Annotated in this window: 16 protein-coding genes and 1 riboswitch; of the genes, 10 read left to right on the top strand and 6 right to left on the bottom strand. The window is 66.4% G+C overall.

The window, feature by feature from the left end:
• The first annotated feature begins 8 nt into the window (after window positions 1-8).
• The 9 genes from ACT53T_RS09685 (at window position 9) to ACT53T_RS09645 (ending at window position 8,328) form a co-directional block, all read left to right on the top strand.
• Window positions 9-1,115: an electron transfer flavoprotein subunit alpha/FixB family protein gene (locus ACT53T_RS09685; RefSeq protein WP_476161049.1), complete on the top strand. Its 1,107-nt coding sequence runs from the start codon at window positions 9-11 to the stop codon at window positions 1,113-1,115.
• 15 nt (window positions 1,116-1,130) lie between these two features.
• Entirely contained in the window at window positions 1,131-2,438 is a 1,308-nt protein-coding gene (locus tag ACT53T_RS09680; protein ID WP_018267938.1) for an FAD-dependent oxidoreductase, read from the top strand.
• Between the two features lie 14 nt (window positions 2,439-2,452).
• Complete coding sequence (locus ACT53T_RS09675; protein WP_024881116.1) at window positions 2,453-2,746, top strand: ferredoxin family protein; 294 nt, start codon at window positions 2,453-2,455, stop codon at window positions 2,744-2,746.
• Between the two features lie 55 nt (window positions 2,747-2,801).
• On the top strand, window positions 2,802-2,969 hold the full coding sequence (locus ACT53T_RS09670; RefSeq protein WP_018267940.1) for a hypothetical protein: 168 nt from the start codon (window positions 2,802-2,804) through the stop codon (window positions 2,967-2,969).
• A 97-nt stretch (window positions 2,970-3,066) separates the two neighbouring features.
• A riboswitch (glycine riboswitch) is annotated at window positions 3,067-3,156 on the top strand.
• Between the two features lie 150 nt (window positions 3,157-3,306).
• Window positions 3,307-4,461 carry a glycine cleavage system aminomethyltransferase GcvT gene (gene gcvT, locus ACT53T_RS09665; RefSeq protein ID WP_476161048.1) on the top strand — a complete coding sequence of 385 codons (1,155 nt, stop codon included), beginning with the start codon at window positions 3,307-3,309 and terminating at the stop codon, window positions 4,459-4,461.
• Window positions 4,458-4,835: a glycine cleavage system protein GcvH gene (gcvH, locus tag ACT53T_RS09660; protein ID WP_476161047.1), complete on the top strand. Its 378-nt coding sequence runs from the start codon at window positions 4,458-4,460 to the stop codon at window positions 4,833-4,835. The genes gcvT and gcvH overlap by 4 nt, the downstream gene beginning before the upstream one ends.
• 3 nt (window positions 4,836-4,838) lie before the next feature.
• The gene (gcvPA, locus tag ACT53T_RS09655) at window positions 4,839-6,179 is read left to right on the top strand and encodes an aminomethyl-transferring glycine dehydrogenase subunit GcvPA (RefSeq protein ID WP_476161046.1); all 1,341 of its coding nucleotides are present in this window, start codon (window positions 4,839-4,841) and stop codon (window positions 6,177-6,179) included.
• On the top strand, window positions 6,179-7,690 hold the full coding sequence (gcvPB, locus tag ACT53T_RS09650; RefSeq protein ID WP_476161045.1) for an aminomethyl-transferring glycine dehydrogenase subunit GcvPB: 1,512 nt from the start codon (window positions 6,179-6,181) through the stop codon (window positions 7,688-7,690). The genes gcvPA and gcvPB overlap by 1 nt, the downstream gene beginning before the upstream one ends.
• Before the next feature lie 341 nt (window positions 7,691-8,031).
• The gene (locus ACT53T_RS09645; protein WP_476161044.1) at window positions 8,032-8,328 is read left to right on the top strand and encodes a hypothetical protein; all 297 of its coding nucleotides are present in this window, start codon (window positions 8,032-8,034) and stop codon (window positions 8,326-8,328) included.
• A 3-nt stretch (window positions 8,329-8,331) separates the two neighbouring features.
• On the opposite strand, the gene cysE is transcribed toward ACT53T_RS09645, so the two are convergent.
• The 6 genes from cysE to ACT53T_RS09615 all read right to left on the bottom strand — a co-directional run bounded on the left by cysE (window position 8,332) and on the right by ACT53T_RS09615 (window position 14,905).
• Entirely contained in the window at window positions 8,332-9,183 is an 852-nt protein-coding gene (gene cysE / locus ACT53T_RS09640) for a serine O-acetyltransferase (protein WP_018267946.1), read from the bottom strand.
• A gap of 70 nt (window positions 9,184-9,253) precedes the next feature.
• On the bottom strand, window positions 9,254-10,729 hold the full coding sequence (pdxR, locus tag ACT53T_RS09635) for a MocR-like pyridoxine biosynthesis transcription factor PdxR (protein ID WP_476161043.1): 1,476 nt from the start codon (window positions 10,727-10,729) through the stop codon (window positions 9,254-9,256).
• A 362-nt stretch (window positions 10,730-11,091) separates the two neighbouring features.
• Window positions 11,092-11,961: a LysR family transcriptional regulator gene (locus ACT53T_RS09630; RefSeq protein WP_476161042.1), complete on the bottom strand. Its 870-nt coding sequence runs from the start codon at window positions 11,959-11,961 to the stop codon at window positions 11,092-11,094.
• Window positions 11,962-11,967: 6 nt separating this feature from the next.
• Window positions 11,968-13,002 carry a YeiH family protein gene (locus tag ACT53T_RS09625; RefSeq protein ID WP_476161041.1) on the bottom strand — a complete coding sequence of 345 codons (1,035 nt, stop codon included), beginning with the start codon at window positions 13,000-13,002 and terminating at the stop codon, window positions 11,968-11,970.
• 100 nt (window positions 13,003-13,102) lie between these two features.
• Complete coding sequence (locus ACT53T_RS09620; protein WP_476161040.1) at window positions 13,103-14,281, bottom strand: L,D-transpeptidase family protein; 1,179 nt, start codon at window positions 14,279-14,281, stop codon at window positions 13,103-13,105.
• 96 nt (window positions 14,282-14,377) lie between these two features.
• Window positions 14,378-14,905, bottom strand: coding sequence for an adenine phosphoribosyltransferase (locus tag ACT53T_RS09615; RefSeq protein WP_036295510.1), 528 nt, complete (start codon window positions 14,903-14,905; stop codon window positions 14,378-14,380).
• Between the two features lie 163 nt (window positions 14,906-15,068).
• Between ACT53T_RS09615 and ACT53T_RS09610 the strand changes: the two genes are divergently transcribed.
• A complete protein-coding gene (locus ACT53T_RS09610; RefSeq protein ID WP_476161039.1) occupies window positions 15,069-15,704 on the top strand; it encodes a transglycosylase domain-containing protein in 636 nt (211 codons plus the stop codon).
• Window positions 15,705-15,723 lie beyond the last annotated feature (19 nt).

The following is a 15,723-nucleotide window of genomic DNA, read 5'->3' as shown; positions in this document are numbered from 1 at the left end:
AAGCGAAAATGTCCGACAAGCCCGCCCCCGCCGCGCCGCAGCAGAGCCGCGCCAGCGCGAAAAAGGAGCTCCCGGAGCATTTCCGCGGCTACAAGCACGTCTGGGTGTTCGTCGAGCTGGAGCGCGGCGAGGTGCATCCGGTGTCCTGGGAGCTGCTCGGCGCCGGCCGCAAGCTCGCCGATCAGCTGAAGGTCGATCTCGCCGCCGTCGTGCTCGGCGCGCCCGGCGAAGCCACGCGCAAGGCCGTCACCGAGTCCTTCTTCTACGGAGCCGATCTCGCCTATCTCGTCGAGAATCCGATCCTCGGCGATTATCGCAACGAGCCTTATTCGAAGGCCGTCACACAGCTCGTCAACACGCATAAGCCCGAGATCCTGCTGCTCGGCGCGACGACGCTCGGACGCGATCTCGCCGGCTCCGTGGCGACGACTCTGCTCACCGGCCTCACCGCCGATTGCACCGAGCTCGCGGTCGACGCCGACGGCTCGCTGGCGGCGACGCGTCCGACTTTCGGCGGCTCGCTGCTGTGCACGATCTATACGTTGAACTATCGGCCGCAGATGGCGACCGTGCGTCCGCGTCAGCTGCCGACCCCTGTGCGCGATGAATCGCGCACCGGCCGCGTGATCGAGTTCAAAGCCGATCTCGACGAAGACGCGATCATCACCAAGCTGCTGAAGTTCATCCCCGACCGCGAGTCGGCCAAGAGCAATCTCGCCTTCGCCGATGTCGTCGTCGCCGGCGGGCTCGGCCTGCAGAGCGCGGAGAATTATCAGCTGGTGCGCAATCTCGCGACCGTGCTCGGCGCCGAGTTCGGCGGCTCGCGTCCTCTGGTGCAGAAGGGCTGGATCAGCTCCGATCGCCAGATCGGCCAGACCGGCAAGTCGATCCGTCCCAAGCTCTATATCGCCGCCGGCATTTCCGGCGCGATTCAGCATCGCGTCGGCGTCGAAGGCGCCGATTGCATCGTCGCGATCAACACCGACAAGAATGCGCCGATCTTCGACTTCGCGCATATCGGCATAGTGACCGACGCCATTCGTCTGCTTCCGGCGCTGACCGAAGCTTTCCGCAAACGTCTCTCGCCCGAGAACGCAGACCGGCTCGCCGGCTAACCCGAGGAGATCATCATGATCGAAGAGAAATTCGACGCGATCGTCATCGGGGCCGGCATGGCCGGCAACGCTGCGGCCTATACGATGGCCTCGCGCGGTCTGAACGTCCTGCAGCTGGAGCGCGGCGAATACGCCGGCTCCAAGAATGTGCAGGGCGGCATTCTCTATGCCGACATGCTGGAGAAGATCATCCCCGATTTCCGCGAGGAGGCGCCGCTCGAGCGGCATCTCATCGAGCAGCGGTTCTGGATGATGACCGACCGCTCCCATACGGGCATGCAATATCGTTCGGACGACTTCAACGAGGAGAAGCCGAACCGCTACACGATCATCCGCTCGCAGTTCGATCGCTGGTTCAACAAGCAGGTGCAGGGCGCGGGCGCGATCGTCATCAGCGAGACCACCGTCACCGAGCTCGTCAGCGACGCTTACGGCAAGGTGATCGGCGTGCGCACGGATCGCGCCGGCGGCACGGTCTTCGCCGATGTCGTCGTGCTGGCGGAGGGCGTCAACGGCCTGCTCGGCGCGCGCGCCGGGCTGCGGCCGACGCCCCGGCCCGAGCATGTCGCGCTCGCGGTGAAGGAAATGCACTTCCTGCCGCGCGAGACGCTCGAGGCCCGCTTCAATCTGCATGGCGACGAAGGCGTCGTGATCGAGGCGGCCGGCACCATCTCCAAGGGGATGACCGGCATGGGCTTCGTCTACACGAACAAAGAGAGCATTTCTGTCGGCTTTGGCTGCCTGGTGTCGGATTTCGCCGAAAACCAGGAGACGCCCTACGGCATGCTGGAGAACTTCAAGAAGCATCCGTCGATCGCGCCGCTGCTCGAGGGCTCGGAAGTGAAGGAATATGCCGCGCATCTCATTCCCGAGGGCGGCTTCAACACGATTCCCGAGCTGTTCGGCGATGGTTGGGTCGTCGTCGGCGACGCGGCGCAGCTCAACAACGCCATCCATAGAGAAGGCTCAAATCTTGCTATGACGTCCGGCAGGCTCGCGGGCGAGGCGATTTTCCAAGTGAAGTCCCGCCGCGATCCGATGACGAAGCAGAATCTGGCGCTCTACAAAAAATTCCTCGATGACAGCTTCGTCATGAAGGATCTGAAGAAATACAAGGATATGCCGGCGTTGCTGCACACGCAGGCGCAGAATTTCTTCCTCACCTATCCGACACTCGTGTCGAAGGCGATGGAGAATTTCCTACGCGTCGACGGCACGCCGAAGATCGAGAAGGAAAAGGCGTCGGTCCGCGCTTTCCGTGAGAAGCGCTCGCTGACGGGATTGTTCGGAGATGCATGGCGTCTGGCGCGCGCCTGGCGCTGAGAGGAGGAATCGCGATGTCGACGCAAGCTGCGCGAGTCGAGGAGAAGCTGTTCCAGAACCGCTATCTCGTCGACCAAGGAAAACCCCATATCGTCGTGCAGCCGCACACGACGCCGTCCAAGAATCTCGTGGCGATGACGAAGATCTGCCCGGCCGGCTGCTATGAGCAGAACGCCTCGGGCCAGGTCGAGATCACGCCGGACGGTTGTCTGGAATGCGGCACTTGTCGTGTTCTCTGCGAGCCGCAGGGCGATATCGTGTGGAATTATCCGCGCGGCGGCTACGGCGTGCTGTTCAAATTCGGCTGAGAGCGACCGACGCGCCGCGTGTCGGCGCGTCGGAAAATGGACGCGAGGATGTTCGATGACGGTCGCGCAATTGATCGAAGTGCTGAAGGACATGCCGAGCGAAGCCGTGGTGATCCTCGAGGGAGACGGAGCCTTGGCCCGTCTCGTCGGGGTGAATTTGGAAAAAAGCGTCATGGCGGGACTGCCCGACGAGGTCGTCCTGTCCACCGACTGCGAAGAATGAGGCCGCCCCTTTCGGGGCGCGACCGACCGACGCAGGCTCTCGTCGCCGGCAAGGCTTGACGACCGCGCGTTTCGATCTCATCTTTTGAAGTGTCTCGACGATCTTCGCGGGAGAGACCGGCGCTCGCGCCGGAGCCGAAGGCGCAACCGCCCCGGAAACGCTCAGGCAAAAGGACCGCGAGGAAAGAGACACTCTGGAAAGCGGCGCGGCCCATCCGCGCCCACCGAAGGGCGTAACCTGCGCTGCAGGGAAATCTCTCAGGTCTCCAGACAGAGGGGGCGCGAGCCGGGCGGAGAAATCCGCCCAATGCGGAACGCCGATCTGTCGGGAGCGCCCTTTGAGCGAAAGCTTCGCCCCACGCATTCCCACGCCGCTCGAAAAGACGCCGCTCGATGCGCTGCATCGCGCTCTCGGCGCGCGAATGACGCCATTCGCGGGCTATGAGCTGCCGCTGCATTACCCGGCCGGAGTCGTCGCCGAGCATATTCACACGCGCGAGAAGGCGAGCCTCTTCGACGTCTCGCATATGGGCCAGGCGATTCTCGCCGGCCGCGGCGCCGCGGAGCGCATCGAATCTCTTGTCCCCGCCGCCATAGCGGAGCTGCCGCCCGAGCGCACGCGCTATAGCCAGCTGCTCGCGGAGGACGGCGGGGTTCTCGACGATCTGATGATCACGCGCCTGCCGGGACGCGACGAGCGGCTGCTGCTCATCGTCAACGCCGCGGCCAAGGCCCAAGATTTCGCGCTTCTGCGCCAGGAGCTGCCGCAGCTCGCTCTTTCGGTTCTCACCGGCCGCGCGCTGATCGCCCTGCAAGGGCCGCGCGCCGCCGCCGCGCTCGCGACGGTCCTGCCGGAGCTCGAGGACATGCCCTTCATGGGCTGGCGCGCCGCCGAGTTTCGCGGCGCCGGCCTGTTCGTGTCGCGCTCCGGCTATACGGGCGAGGACGGCTTCGAGATTTCCGTCCCCAATCATCTCGCCGAGCCGCTGGCGGAAGCTCTGCTAGCGCATCCCGATGTCGCGCCCGCGGGCCTCGCCGCGCGCGATTCGTTGCGGCTCGAGGCGGGCCTCTGCCTCTATGGCCATGATCTCGACGCGACGACCGATCCGGTCGAGGCGGGCCTCGCCTGGTCCATCGGCAAGCGCCGGCGCGAGCAGGGCGGCTTCCCCGGCTATGAGCGCATCCGCGCCGCTCTGGAGCATGGCCCCGCGCGCCGGCGCGTCGGCCTGCTGCCGGAAGGCCGCGCGCCCTTGCGCGAGGGCGCGGCGCTGACGGCGCCGGATGGCCGAATCATCGGCCGAGTCACATCCGGCGGCTATTCGCCGACGCTCTCGCGTCCCATAGCCATGGGCTATGTCGAAAAATCCTTCGCCACGCCCGGCGTAACGCTCGAGAGCCGCCTTCGCGACAGGCCTGTCGCGGTGGAGGTCGCGCCTTTGCCTTTCGTTCCCCATCGCTTTTTCCGCGGCACAGCCGGAAAGGACAGATCATGAGCGGCGAGCGCTACACCAAGGACCATGATTTCCTGCGAGTCGACGGCGACATTGCGATCGTCGGGATCACCGATTTCGCGCAGTCGCAGCTCGGCGACATCGTCTTTGTGGAGCTGCCGTCGCCGGGCAAGCGCGTCGCCAAAGGCGAGCAGCTGGCGACGATCGAGAGCGTGAAAGCGGCGAGCGAAATCTATGCGCCGATTTCCGGCGAGGTGGTCGCGATCAATGACCGCCTCGAATCATCGCCCGATCTCGTCAATAAGGAGCCGCTCGGCGAAGGCTGGCTGCTGAAATTGCGCGTCGCCGACGCCGCCGAGCTCGAAGAGCTGATGGATGAGGACGCTTATCGCGCCTTTCTGGAAAGCGAGGGATGAGCCATGCGCTATCTGCCCTTGACGGACGCCGATCGCAAAGACATGCGCGATGCGATCGGCGTCGCCGATTTCGCGGCGCTCTATGCCGATGTGCCGTCTGAGCTGCTGCTCGATCGCCCGCTCGATCTCCCGCGCGCGAAATCGGAGATGGAGGTGGAGCGTCTGCTGTCGGAGATGGCGAAGCGCAACCTCTCGGCCGCGAGCGCGCCTTTCTTCATCGGCGCCGGCGCCTATCGCCATCATATTCCCGCGAGCGTCGATCATCTGATTCAGCGCTCGGAGTTTCTAACGAGCTACACGCCCTACCAGCCGGAGATATCGCAGGGCACGCTGCAATATCTCTTCGAGTTTCAGACGCAGGTCGCCATGCTCACCGGCATGGAGATCGCCAATGCGTCGATGTATGACGGCTCCACCGCCTGCGCCGAGGCGGCGCTGATGGCGCATCGAATCACCAAGCGGCGCAAGGCGATTCTCTCCGGCGGACTGCATCCGCATTACGCGGATGTGCTGCGCACCATCTCGCATTTCGCCGGCGACGAGATCGTCGCGCTGGCGCCGGATGTGCGCGCGCGGGAAGATATTACGTCGGCGATCGACGATAGCGTCTCCTGCGTCATCGTGCAGACGCCGGATGTCTTCGGCAATCTGCGCGATCTCACGTCCATCGCCGAGGCCTGCCATCGGCATGGCGCGCTGCTCGTCGCCGTCTTCACGGAGGTCGTCTCGCTCGGCCTGCTGAAGTCGCCCGGCGAGATGGGCGCGGATATTGTCGTCGGCGAGGGCCAGTCGCTCGGCAATCCGCTCTCCTTCGGCGGCCCTTATCTCGGCCTGCTCGCGACGCGGCAATCCTATCTGCGGCAGACGCCCGGACGTCTCATCGGCGAGACCGTCGACGCCGACGGACGCCGCGGCTATGTCACGACGCTCTCGGCGCGCGAGCAGCATATTCGCCGCGACAAGGCGACGTCCAACATATGCACCAACTCCAATCTCTGCGCGCTCGCCTTCAGCATTCATCTCAGCCTGCTCGGCGAAGCGGGCCTGCGCCGTCTCGCGCGCGCCAATCATGCGAGCGCTATCGATCTCGTCGACCGGCTCGCGGGCGTCGCCGGAGTCGAGACGCTCAATGAGAGCTTCTTCAACGAATTCACCTTGCGCGTTCCGGGCGACGCCGCGCGTCTCGTCGAGGCCATGGCGGAGCGAGGCGTGCTCGCGGGCGTTCCGGTCTCGCGCCTGCTTCCAGACGCGGGGCTCGATGATCTCCTCATCGTCGCCAGCACAGAGGTCGATACGGCGGAAGATCGCGAGGCTTTCGTCGCCGCAATGAGAGGAGCGCTCTGATGCTCGATCATCCGAAGGAATCCGCTTTCGAGACCTTCTCGGGAAATCGCGGGCTCGATCAGGAGGAGCCGCCCATCTTCGAGATCGGCCGCACGGATACGAGCGGCGTCGATATCGAAGAGCCGGCGCATTTGGAGCCGCGTCTCGGCGCGCTCGAGCGCAAAGGGCCGATCGGCCTGCCCGGCCTCTCGGAGCCGGAGGCGATGCGCCATTATGTGCGTCTGTCGCGCAAGAATTATTCGATCGACGCGGGCCTCTATCCGCTCGGCTCCTGCACGATGAAGCATAATCCGCGTCTCAATGAGAAAGTCGCGCGGCTCGCGGGCTTCGCCGATCTGCATCCGCTGCAGCCGCAATCGACGGCGCAAGGCGCGCTGGCGCTGATGGAGGAGCTGTCGCGCTGGCTGCTGACGCTCACCGGAATGAGCGCCATAGCGCTCTCGCCCAAGGCCGGCGCGCATGGCGAACTCTGCGGCCTCATGGCCATAGAGACGGCGCTGGAAGCGCGCGGCGAAGCGGCGACGCGCAAGGTGGTTCTCATCCCGCAATCGGCGCATGGCACAAATCCGGCGAGCGCCGCTCTGCTCGGCTTTCAGCCGCGCGTGATCGAGGCCGGCGCCGATGGCGTGGTGAGCGAGGAGGCGGTCGCCAGAGCGCTCGGTCCCGATGTCGCGGCCATCATGCTCACCAATCCCAATACGTGCGGATTGTTCGAGCGCAATATCGTCGCCATTGCGCGGCGCGTGCATGGGGCGGGCGGCTATTTCTATTGCGACGGCGCCAATTTCAACGCCATCGCCGGCGTGGCGCGGCCCGGCGATTTGGGCGTCGACGCCATGCATCTCAATCTGCACAAAACCTTCTCGACGCCGCATGGCGGCGGCGGGCCGGGCTCCGGTCCTGTCGTCTTTTCCGAACGTCTCGCGCCTTTCGCGCCGGTTCCGTTTCTGCTGCGCGAGGGCGAGGCGCTGCGTCTCGTCGAGCATGGCGATGGAGCGCAGAGCTTCGGCCGGCTGACGGCCTTTCATGGTCAGTTCGGAACCTTCGTGCGCGCGCTCGCCTATATTTTGTCGCATGGCGCGGACGGGCTCGCGCAGGCGTCGCGCGACGCCGTGCTCTCGGCCAATTATCTGCGCGTGGCGCTGCGCGATGTGATGACGCAGCCTTTCGGCGATCGCCTCTGCATGCATGAGGTCTTGTTCGACGATAGCTTCCTCGAGGGGACGGGAGTCGCCACGCTCGATTTCGCCAAGGCGATGATCGACGAGGGCTATCATCCGATGACGATCTATTTCCCGCTCGTCGTGCATGGCGCTATGCTGATCGAGCCGACGGAATCGGAATCGAAACGCTCGCTCGATCTCTTCGTCGCGACATTGCGCGATCTCATCGCCAGCGCGAAGCGCGGCGAGACGCGCCGTTTCACCGAGGCGCCGCGCTACGCCCCGCGCCGTCGCCTCGACGAGGCCGCCGCCGCGCGCAAGCCCGTGCTGCGTTGGAGCGCGGGCTGATTGCTCCACTTCGCCGAGACCGCGAAACTGAAGGCGAAACTGAAGATAAGGGCGCGCCCTTCTCCCGTTTGCGGGAGAAGGTGGCCCTCGCGTCAGCGAGGGTCGGATGAGGGCTCGACCCACGGCAGAGATTTTGCCGAGCGGCCCTCATCCGACCCGGCTTTGCCGGGCCATCTTCTCCCACGAGTGGGAGAAGGAGCGCGCGTGATGACGCCTCGTTGTTTCCTGGATCGCTTTGTCGCTTCACTCTTCGCTGTGACTGCCGCGCGCGAATTATTCTCGCGCCGATGGATCGAATCCTCCCGCCGGCGGTTACGCTGAAGGGGCGCCGGAGGCGACATATGAACACGGCCAATCTTCAGCTGGAAGGCGTCTACGCCATACTCGCGGCGCTGTTCGGCGCATTGCGCGACAAGGGCGCGCTCGCACAGGAGGAGATCGACGCGCTGCTCGTCGATGTCGAGCTTTCGCTCGCCAATGATCCGCTGCGGCCGCGCGACATGCGCGGCTCCAATGTGGAAGCGATCTGCTTTCCGGCGCGGCTGCTGCGTCTCGCGCTGCGCGAATCGGCGGCGGGCGAAGGCTTCTCCTTCGCGCAGCTCGCCGGGCGCGTCGGCCAAGAGACGCCGCCGCAGTGAGGCTCAAATGGAATAGCTGAACGAATCGTAGGACAGGCCGTTCAGAAACTGATCCATGTCGCGCGCCGGCTCGGCGCAGCCGGCGGTTCCCACTACCTTCGCCGGCACGCCGGCCACGGTGGAATTGCGCGGCACGGGATGCAGAACGACGGAGCCGGCCGCGACGCGCGAGCAGGCGCCGATTTCGATGTTGCCGAGAATCTTCGCGCCGGCGGCGATCATCACGCCGCGCCGCACCTTGGGATGACGGTCGCCGCTCTCCTTGCCGGTGCCGCCCAGCGTCACGCTCTGCAGAATGGAGACATCGTCCTCCACCACCGCCGTCGCGCCGACGACGAGGCCGGTGGCGTGATCGAGGAATATGCCGCGGCCGAAGCGCGCCGCGGGGTGAATGTCGGTCTGAAACGCGTCCGACGAGCGGCTCTGCAGATAGAGCGCGAGATCGGTCTGGCCATTGGTCCACAGCCAATGCGCCAGCCGATGCGTCTCGATCGCGTGAAAGCCTTTGAAGAAGAGCAGCGGCTCGATCAGCCGTCCGCAGGCGGCGTCGCGCTCGACGACGGCCTTTATGTCGGCGCGAAAAGCGTCGCCGATCGCAGGATCGGCGTCCAGCGCGCGGGCGAAGGCGTCGAAGAGCAGGTCCTCCGTCACCGCGCCGCCGAGACGCGCCGCGCAACGCCGCGCCACCGCATCCTCGAAGGAGCGGCGATTGAGGACGAAGGTCAGCGCCAGGCTCGCCATCGCCGGCTCGCGCGCCAGCATGTCCTCGGCCTCGCGGAGGATATGCTCCCACAGCGCGTCGCGACCCGTGGCGTCGGCGACGATCGCGCGACTATTGTCCTGCGTCGCTCCCATCGGCGTCTCCTCGCTTCGAAGGCCCTCAATGTGGCTCGAGCGGCCGGCTTCGTCCAGTTCGGCCGAGCGATCAGCAGGGTAGCGCGCTTTGCGCGCCGGCGGCGCGGCGCAGCCGCCCGATGACGCGCTCCGCCTCGCCGGCGTCGAGGCTGCCGAAGCCGAGCCGCAGCCCGCGCCCGCGCTGTGGCGGCGCCGCGAAGCAGGTGGAGGGCAGGAAGCGCAGGCCATTGGCGGCGGCGTCGCGCTCCAGCGCGTCGAGCGTCGCCTCGTCCCGGAAGGTCGTCCAAAAGGCGAGGCCGCCCGCGGGCGTGCGGAAGCGGATGGCGTCGCCGAAGGCGCGGGCGAGCGATGCGCCGAAAGCGTCGCGCCTCTGCGCATAGATTTGGCGCGCCTTGCGCACATGGCGGCGCAGCTCGCCGGAATCGACGAGAGCGGCCACGGCGAGCTCGGTCATCGCATTGCCTTGGCGATCGACGCCGGCGGCGGCGTTGGCCAGGGATTTCACCACCGGCGGCGGCGCGACGACATAGCCGATGCGCAATCCCGGCAGCAGCAGCTTGGACATGGAGCCGACATAGATCACCCGTCCCGGCGCATAGCTCGCCATGGGCAGCAGCGGCTGGCGCTCGAAATGATATTCGTGATCGTAATCGTCCTCGATGATCGCGAACTCATATTTGGCGGAAAGGTCCAAGAGGCGCAGCCGCCGTTCGGGCGTCAGCGGAACAGTGGTCGGAAACTGGTGGTGCGGCGTCACATAGATCGCGCGCACGGGCCGCCCGTGGCAGAGGCGCTCGACATCTTCCACATCGACGCCGTCCTCGTCCAGACGGACGCCGATCACCTCGGCGCCGGCGGCGGCGAAGGCCGCGCGCGCCGCCGAATAGCCGAGGCCCTCCACCAGCACGACGTCGCCCGGCGCGACGAGAATGCGCGCGGCGAGGAAAATGCCCATCTGGCTGCCGCGCGTGACGCACACATCCTCCGCGTCCACGATGAGCCCGCGATGCGAGGCCAGCATCGCCGCTATGGCGCGGCGCAGCTCGCCGGTTCCGCGCGGATCGCCATAGCCGAGCCCGCCGCAGCGCGCGGCGCGCCGTCCGGCGTCGCGATAGGCGCCGAGCAGAGTGTCGATCGAGAAGAGCCGCGCATCGGGAAGCCCGTCGTCTATGGCCAGTCCCTCGCCGGCCGGCACAAAGGCGGGGTCGGGCGTTGCGCGGAAGGGAAAGCCGGGCGAGCGCGGATCGGCGGAGGCCTTGCGCGGCGCCGGCAGCGTCTCCGGCAGCTCGGCGGAGACGAAAGTGCCGCGCGTGCCATGGGTGGTGAACCAGCCCTGGGCGACCAGCTCGTCATAGGCCAGCACGATGGTCTTGCGATTGACGCCGAGCGATTCGGCGAGCTCGCGGCTGCTGGGCAGCGCCGCGCCCGGCGCGAGCCGTCCGCTCCTCACATCGTGAATGAGCGCATGGACGATCTGCAGATAGAGGGGCGCGCCGCGGCGCGGATCGATCTCGCGCGACAGGCTATAGGCGAAGGGTCGCGACATTGGACCCCTCCATTCGGCATTATTGCTCTTTTCGTAGGGCCGGCGGCAGCTTCCTCCGGGCGCGCCGGCTCTGTCAAGTGACGGGGCCGCCGCGCGTCTTTGGACCCGTCGGCGCGTCGATCTTGGCGGTTTAACGCCTTTTTCGCTCCGCTAGCCTCGCTTTTGTCGCAACCGAACAAGGAACTCGAGCCATGCAGACGAGCAGCGCGGGCGTCGTGAAAGCTTTGATGGGAATTGGCGGAGTGCTCGCCTTCTTCCTCATCGTGATGCACCAATTGTCGCAATTGTTCCGTTGACCGCCGGACGCCGGGAAGAGTCCGGCGGCCGCGCGTCGGCGTGTCATACGCGCGCCGACGCGCCTCTCAGCGCAGCAGCGCCAAAAACGCCTGCGCCGCATGGGTGATGTGGCGGCCCTCGCGGCGCAAAGCGAGAAAGCGCCGCTTCGGCAGAGCGATGTCGATCGCCGCCAGCGCCCCTGCCGAGGCCCCGGCGACGAGGCTCGGCAGCATGGCGACGCCGGCGCCCGCCGCCACGGCCGCGGCGACGGCCTCATGCGTCGGCAGCTCCAGCGCGACGCGCAGCTCGGCGGGGTCGACGCCCTTCTCGCGCAGAACCGCCTCGAAAATGGCGCGCGTGCCTGAGCCTTTCTCGCGCAGCACCCAGCTCGCGGATCGATAATCTTCGACGCGCTTCGGCGCTGCAGCGGTCCAGGGATGGCCGGGGAAGGCGACGAGCTTCAGCTCGTCCCAGGCCACCGGCTCCACTGCGAGGGATTTGTCGTCGATCTCGCCTTCCACGATGGCGAAATCCACAATGGCCTCGCGCGCCATATCGGCGGCGGTCAGCGTGTTGCAGATTTTCAGCTCTATCGCGATCTTCGGATAGAGCGTGCGATACCGATGCAGGATCGGCGGCAGCCAATAATTGCCGACCGTCTGGCTGGCGGAAAGGCTCAGCGCCCCGCATTCGAGCCCGGCGAGATCGAAGAGAACCGCCTCGGCCGCCGCGGCGCGCGCCAGCACGGCCTTGGCCTCGACGAGAAACAGACGCCCCGCCTCGGTGAGCGCGATGCGACGGCCGACGCGATCGAACAGTTTCGTCGCGTATCGCGCTTCGAGCGCGGCGATGGCCGCGCTCGTCGCCGATTGGGTGAGATTGAGCTCGCGCGCGCCCTGCGTCACATGCTCGCGCTCGGCGACGGCGACGAAAATGCGCAATTGCTCCAGCGTCATGACGCCTCAGCGAAAGAACGCCTCGATGAGCGCGAGGCTGAAGCCGGAGACGAAGACCGAGGCCGCCAGGCCCAGCGCCAGAGGCCGGAGCCCCTTGGCGCGCAGCGCGGCGATATCGGTCTCGAGCCCCATGGCGGCGAGCGCCATCGACAGCAGAATCGTCGTCGCTGTCGCGATGGCGGCCTTTGCGTCCGGCGGAATGGCGACAATGCTGGAGACGCCGACGAGAGCGAGAAAGCCTATCACGAACCAGGGGAAGGGCGGCGAAAACTTTTCCGCGCCGCGCCCCGCCATGACAGCGAGCGTCAGCAGCGTCGGCGCCAGCAGCATGACGCGCGACAATTTGGCGACGGCGCCGAAATCGCCGGCCTCGCGGCCGTGCTGAAAGCTCGCGGCGATCACTTGCGCGACCTCATGGATCGAGGCGCCGGCCCATAGGCCATAGGCGCGCGGGCCGAGCCGCGCGAGATCGGCGAGCGCCGGATAGGAGACCATTGCGAGCGTGCCGAAAACGGTGACGCAGGCGATGGCGTAGGCGACGTCTTCATCGCGGGCGCGGGTGATGGCGTTGGCCGCCACCACGGCCGAGGCGCCGCAGATCGACGTGCCGGCGGCGATCAATCGGGCGAGCTCGGGCTCGACGCCCAGCCAGCGGCCGAGACGTGTGGTGAAGCAGAAAGTGGCGACGAGCGAGGCGGCGATGATCGCGAGGCCCGTGAAGCCGACATCGATGATCTGCGCCGCCGATAATTGCAGGCCGAGCAGCGCTATGGCGAAGCGCAGGATCTTGCGCAGCGAGACGACGATTCCGGGGGCCGCCCAGGCCGGCGCGCCGAAGAGATTGCGCAGGCCGACGCCGAGCAGAATGGCGAGGATCATCGGGCTGAGCGCGCCGATCGCGGGGAGCAGACGCAGCGCATAGGCCGCAGCCGCTATCGCCGCGGTGAGGGCGACGCCGGGGAGGATGGCGAGAAACGCCGGGGCGCGGAGGAAGGGGGGCGCTTTCGGGAAAGCGGGCGCCGAGGTCGAAACGGCTTCCATCGGACCGAACTCCTTTTTTGAGGGCTCGGTTCAGATCGCAGCCGCGGACCGTTCGGTCCAACGCATTATATTTCTTGAATCGTTCGATTTATTCGATGGATTACCAGCCGGCGATGCGGCGGCAGGAGCCGCCGGCGGCGCCGAAGGCGTAGCGCGATCCGCAGGCATAGGCGGTCGGCGGCTCGCCGGTCTGCTCGAAGAGGTCGTAGCCTTCCTTCAAATTCTGCCAGAAGCCGCTCCATTGCTGGTGCTCCGGCGGCGCCGACCAGAGATTGGTCCAATCGCCCTGCGTCTCCTTGGCCAAGGCCGCATCGGTCATGCGGAACGGGAAGATGTGGACCGGCACCTCATGCTGGCCGCCGCGCAGCGCGGCTTCCACCAGGCCGTAGATTTCCTCGATCACCCTGTCGGTCATGGCGAAGCAGCCGACCGATTTGCAGGCGCCATGGACCATCAGCGCGCCGCCGGTGCGGCCGTTCTGCTTGTCGTAGGCGTTGGGAAAGCCGACGTCGAAGGCGCGGTGATAATGGGAGTTCGGATTGAGCTGGCGCGCCGAGACGCTGTAGAAGCCCTCGGGCGATTGATAATCGCCGGATTTCAGCTTGGGTCCGAGATGGCCGGACCATTTGCAGATGGGATAGGTCCGGTAGAGCGTGAAACGCCCGCTCTGCCGACGCCAAAGCTCGAGCTCGCCTTCCTTTTTGAAGATGCGGACATAGACCGCAGAGCCCATGCGGAAATTTCCGTCGTCACGGTTCGTCAGCGGCGGCGGCTCATTGGGCGGCGCGGCGGCGAGGGCGAGCGCCTGTGTCGGCGCCGGCGGCGAGACGGCGACCGGCGGCAGCGCAGTGGTCGCCTCCGTGGGCGTGGTGGCGGTCGCGGGCTCGACGGCGGCGAGATTGCGCGGCCGCGCCGGCGGCAGCGGCGCATCGACGGGCGGCAGGGCGAGGACCGCCTCCGGCTCCGACGGACGCAGGGGAGGCAGCGCCGCGAGGAAGGAGGGCGGACGCGCGCTCGGCGCGCTCGGCGCGGCGGCGATCGCCGGCGGCGGCTCCTCGCTCGGAGCCGGCTCCTCCTGCCGCGCAGTCTCGACAATGGCGCCGCGCAGATTTTGCACCAGCGCGCCGAAGGGATTGGAGCGTCTTGCCGCGACGGCCTCGCGCGTCTCCGCCGGCCGCGCCGGGCCGCGCGAGGCGAAGGCGACGAAAACGCCGATCTCGACGAGGCTCAGAGCCAGCGCGGCGGCGAGGAGGATGGGGCGCGACGGTTTCGACGGCATGGGTCGTTACGGAATCAGTGAAAACGCATTACGAAACGCGATATTGGCGAAGGAACGGCCGAGGCGCGGCCAAAAGCGCGCCCGGCCGCTGAAAAATCAATGTCCTTCGAAGGTGACGAGCCGACGCACCGGCACGCCGAGCGCCTCGATCTTCTCGGCGCCGCCGAGCTCCGGCAGATCGATGACGAAGCAGGCGGCGATGACCTCGGCGCCGATCTTCTGCAGCAGCTTCACGGCGCCTTCCGCCGTGCCGCCGGTGGCGATGAGATCGTCGACGAGAATGACGCGCTCGCCCTTCACCACGGCGTCCTCGTGCACCTCCATCTCGTCCACGCCATATTCCAGCGAATAGGCGATGGAGACGGTGGCATGCGGCAGCTTGCCCTTCTTGCGCACGGGCACGAAGCCGGCCGACAATTGATGCGCCACCGCGCCGCCCAGAATGAAGCCGCGCGCCTCCATGCCCGCCACCTTGTCGATCTTCGTGCCGGCCCAGGGCTGCACCAATTCGTCCACCGCGCGGCGAAACGCCCTGGCGTCGCCGAGCAGGGTGGTGATGTCGCGGAACATGATGCCCGGCTTGGGATAGTCGGGAATCGTGCGAATCGAGGAGGCGAGGGTCATGTTCGAGATCTCGTCGGAATGGGTTCGGCTCTTCGGTTCATAGCTCATTCTCGGCTAAAGCGCATCTTCGCCGCCCGCCTCAGAGTGGCCGTGGGATCGCCGAGCCGGCGCCCATTTTCCCTGCAAAGATCGGCATGTTCAAGTTTTCGAGAGGAGTTTTCACATGGCTGACATAAAGCGCAGAATTTTTTACGTCGTCGTGGCGGTCGCCGTCGCGGCGTTTCTCGGTCTCTTCGGCTATGAGGCGGTCTCTGTGGCGTTCGCGCGCGTCGCCACGCCGGAGATTTTCGCACGCTATGAGGCGGAGACCGACAATGGCGCCTCCCTGCCCGCCGGGCTGTCCCGCGAGCGAATCGAGACGCTGCTCGCCGTTCAGGATCCGAGCTTCTGGACGCATGACGGAGTCGATTGGAGCGCGCCGCTCACTGCCACCACCGTCACGCAATCCGTGGTGAAGCGGCTCTATTTCGAGAATTTCCAAAAGGGCTTCTCGAAGATCCGGCAGACGCTGATCGCGCGATTCGCGGTCGCGCCGCTGACGTCCAAGAATGCGCAGCTCGCCGCTTTCATCGATGTGAACGGATTCGAGCCCGCATCGCAAAAATGGTTCGGCAAGAAGCTGGCGGAGCTCGACGACGACGAGTTTCTCTCGCTGGTCGCGACCAACAACAATCCCAAGGATTACGCGCCGGGCACGCAGGCCAACGCCGAGCGCGTGCGCCGTATCGAGAAATATCTCGCCGGCCTCTGCGAGCGGCGCGGCTTTTCGGATGTGTGGCTGGAGAGCTGCGGGGGATGACCCGTCGCTCGTCCCGCCG

The sequence above is a fragment of the Methylosinus sp. DMC45 genome, assembly GCF_056313885.1.
This window is presented reverse-complemented; position numbering and strand designations above follow the sequence as displayed.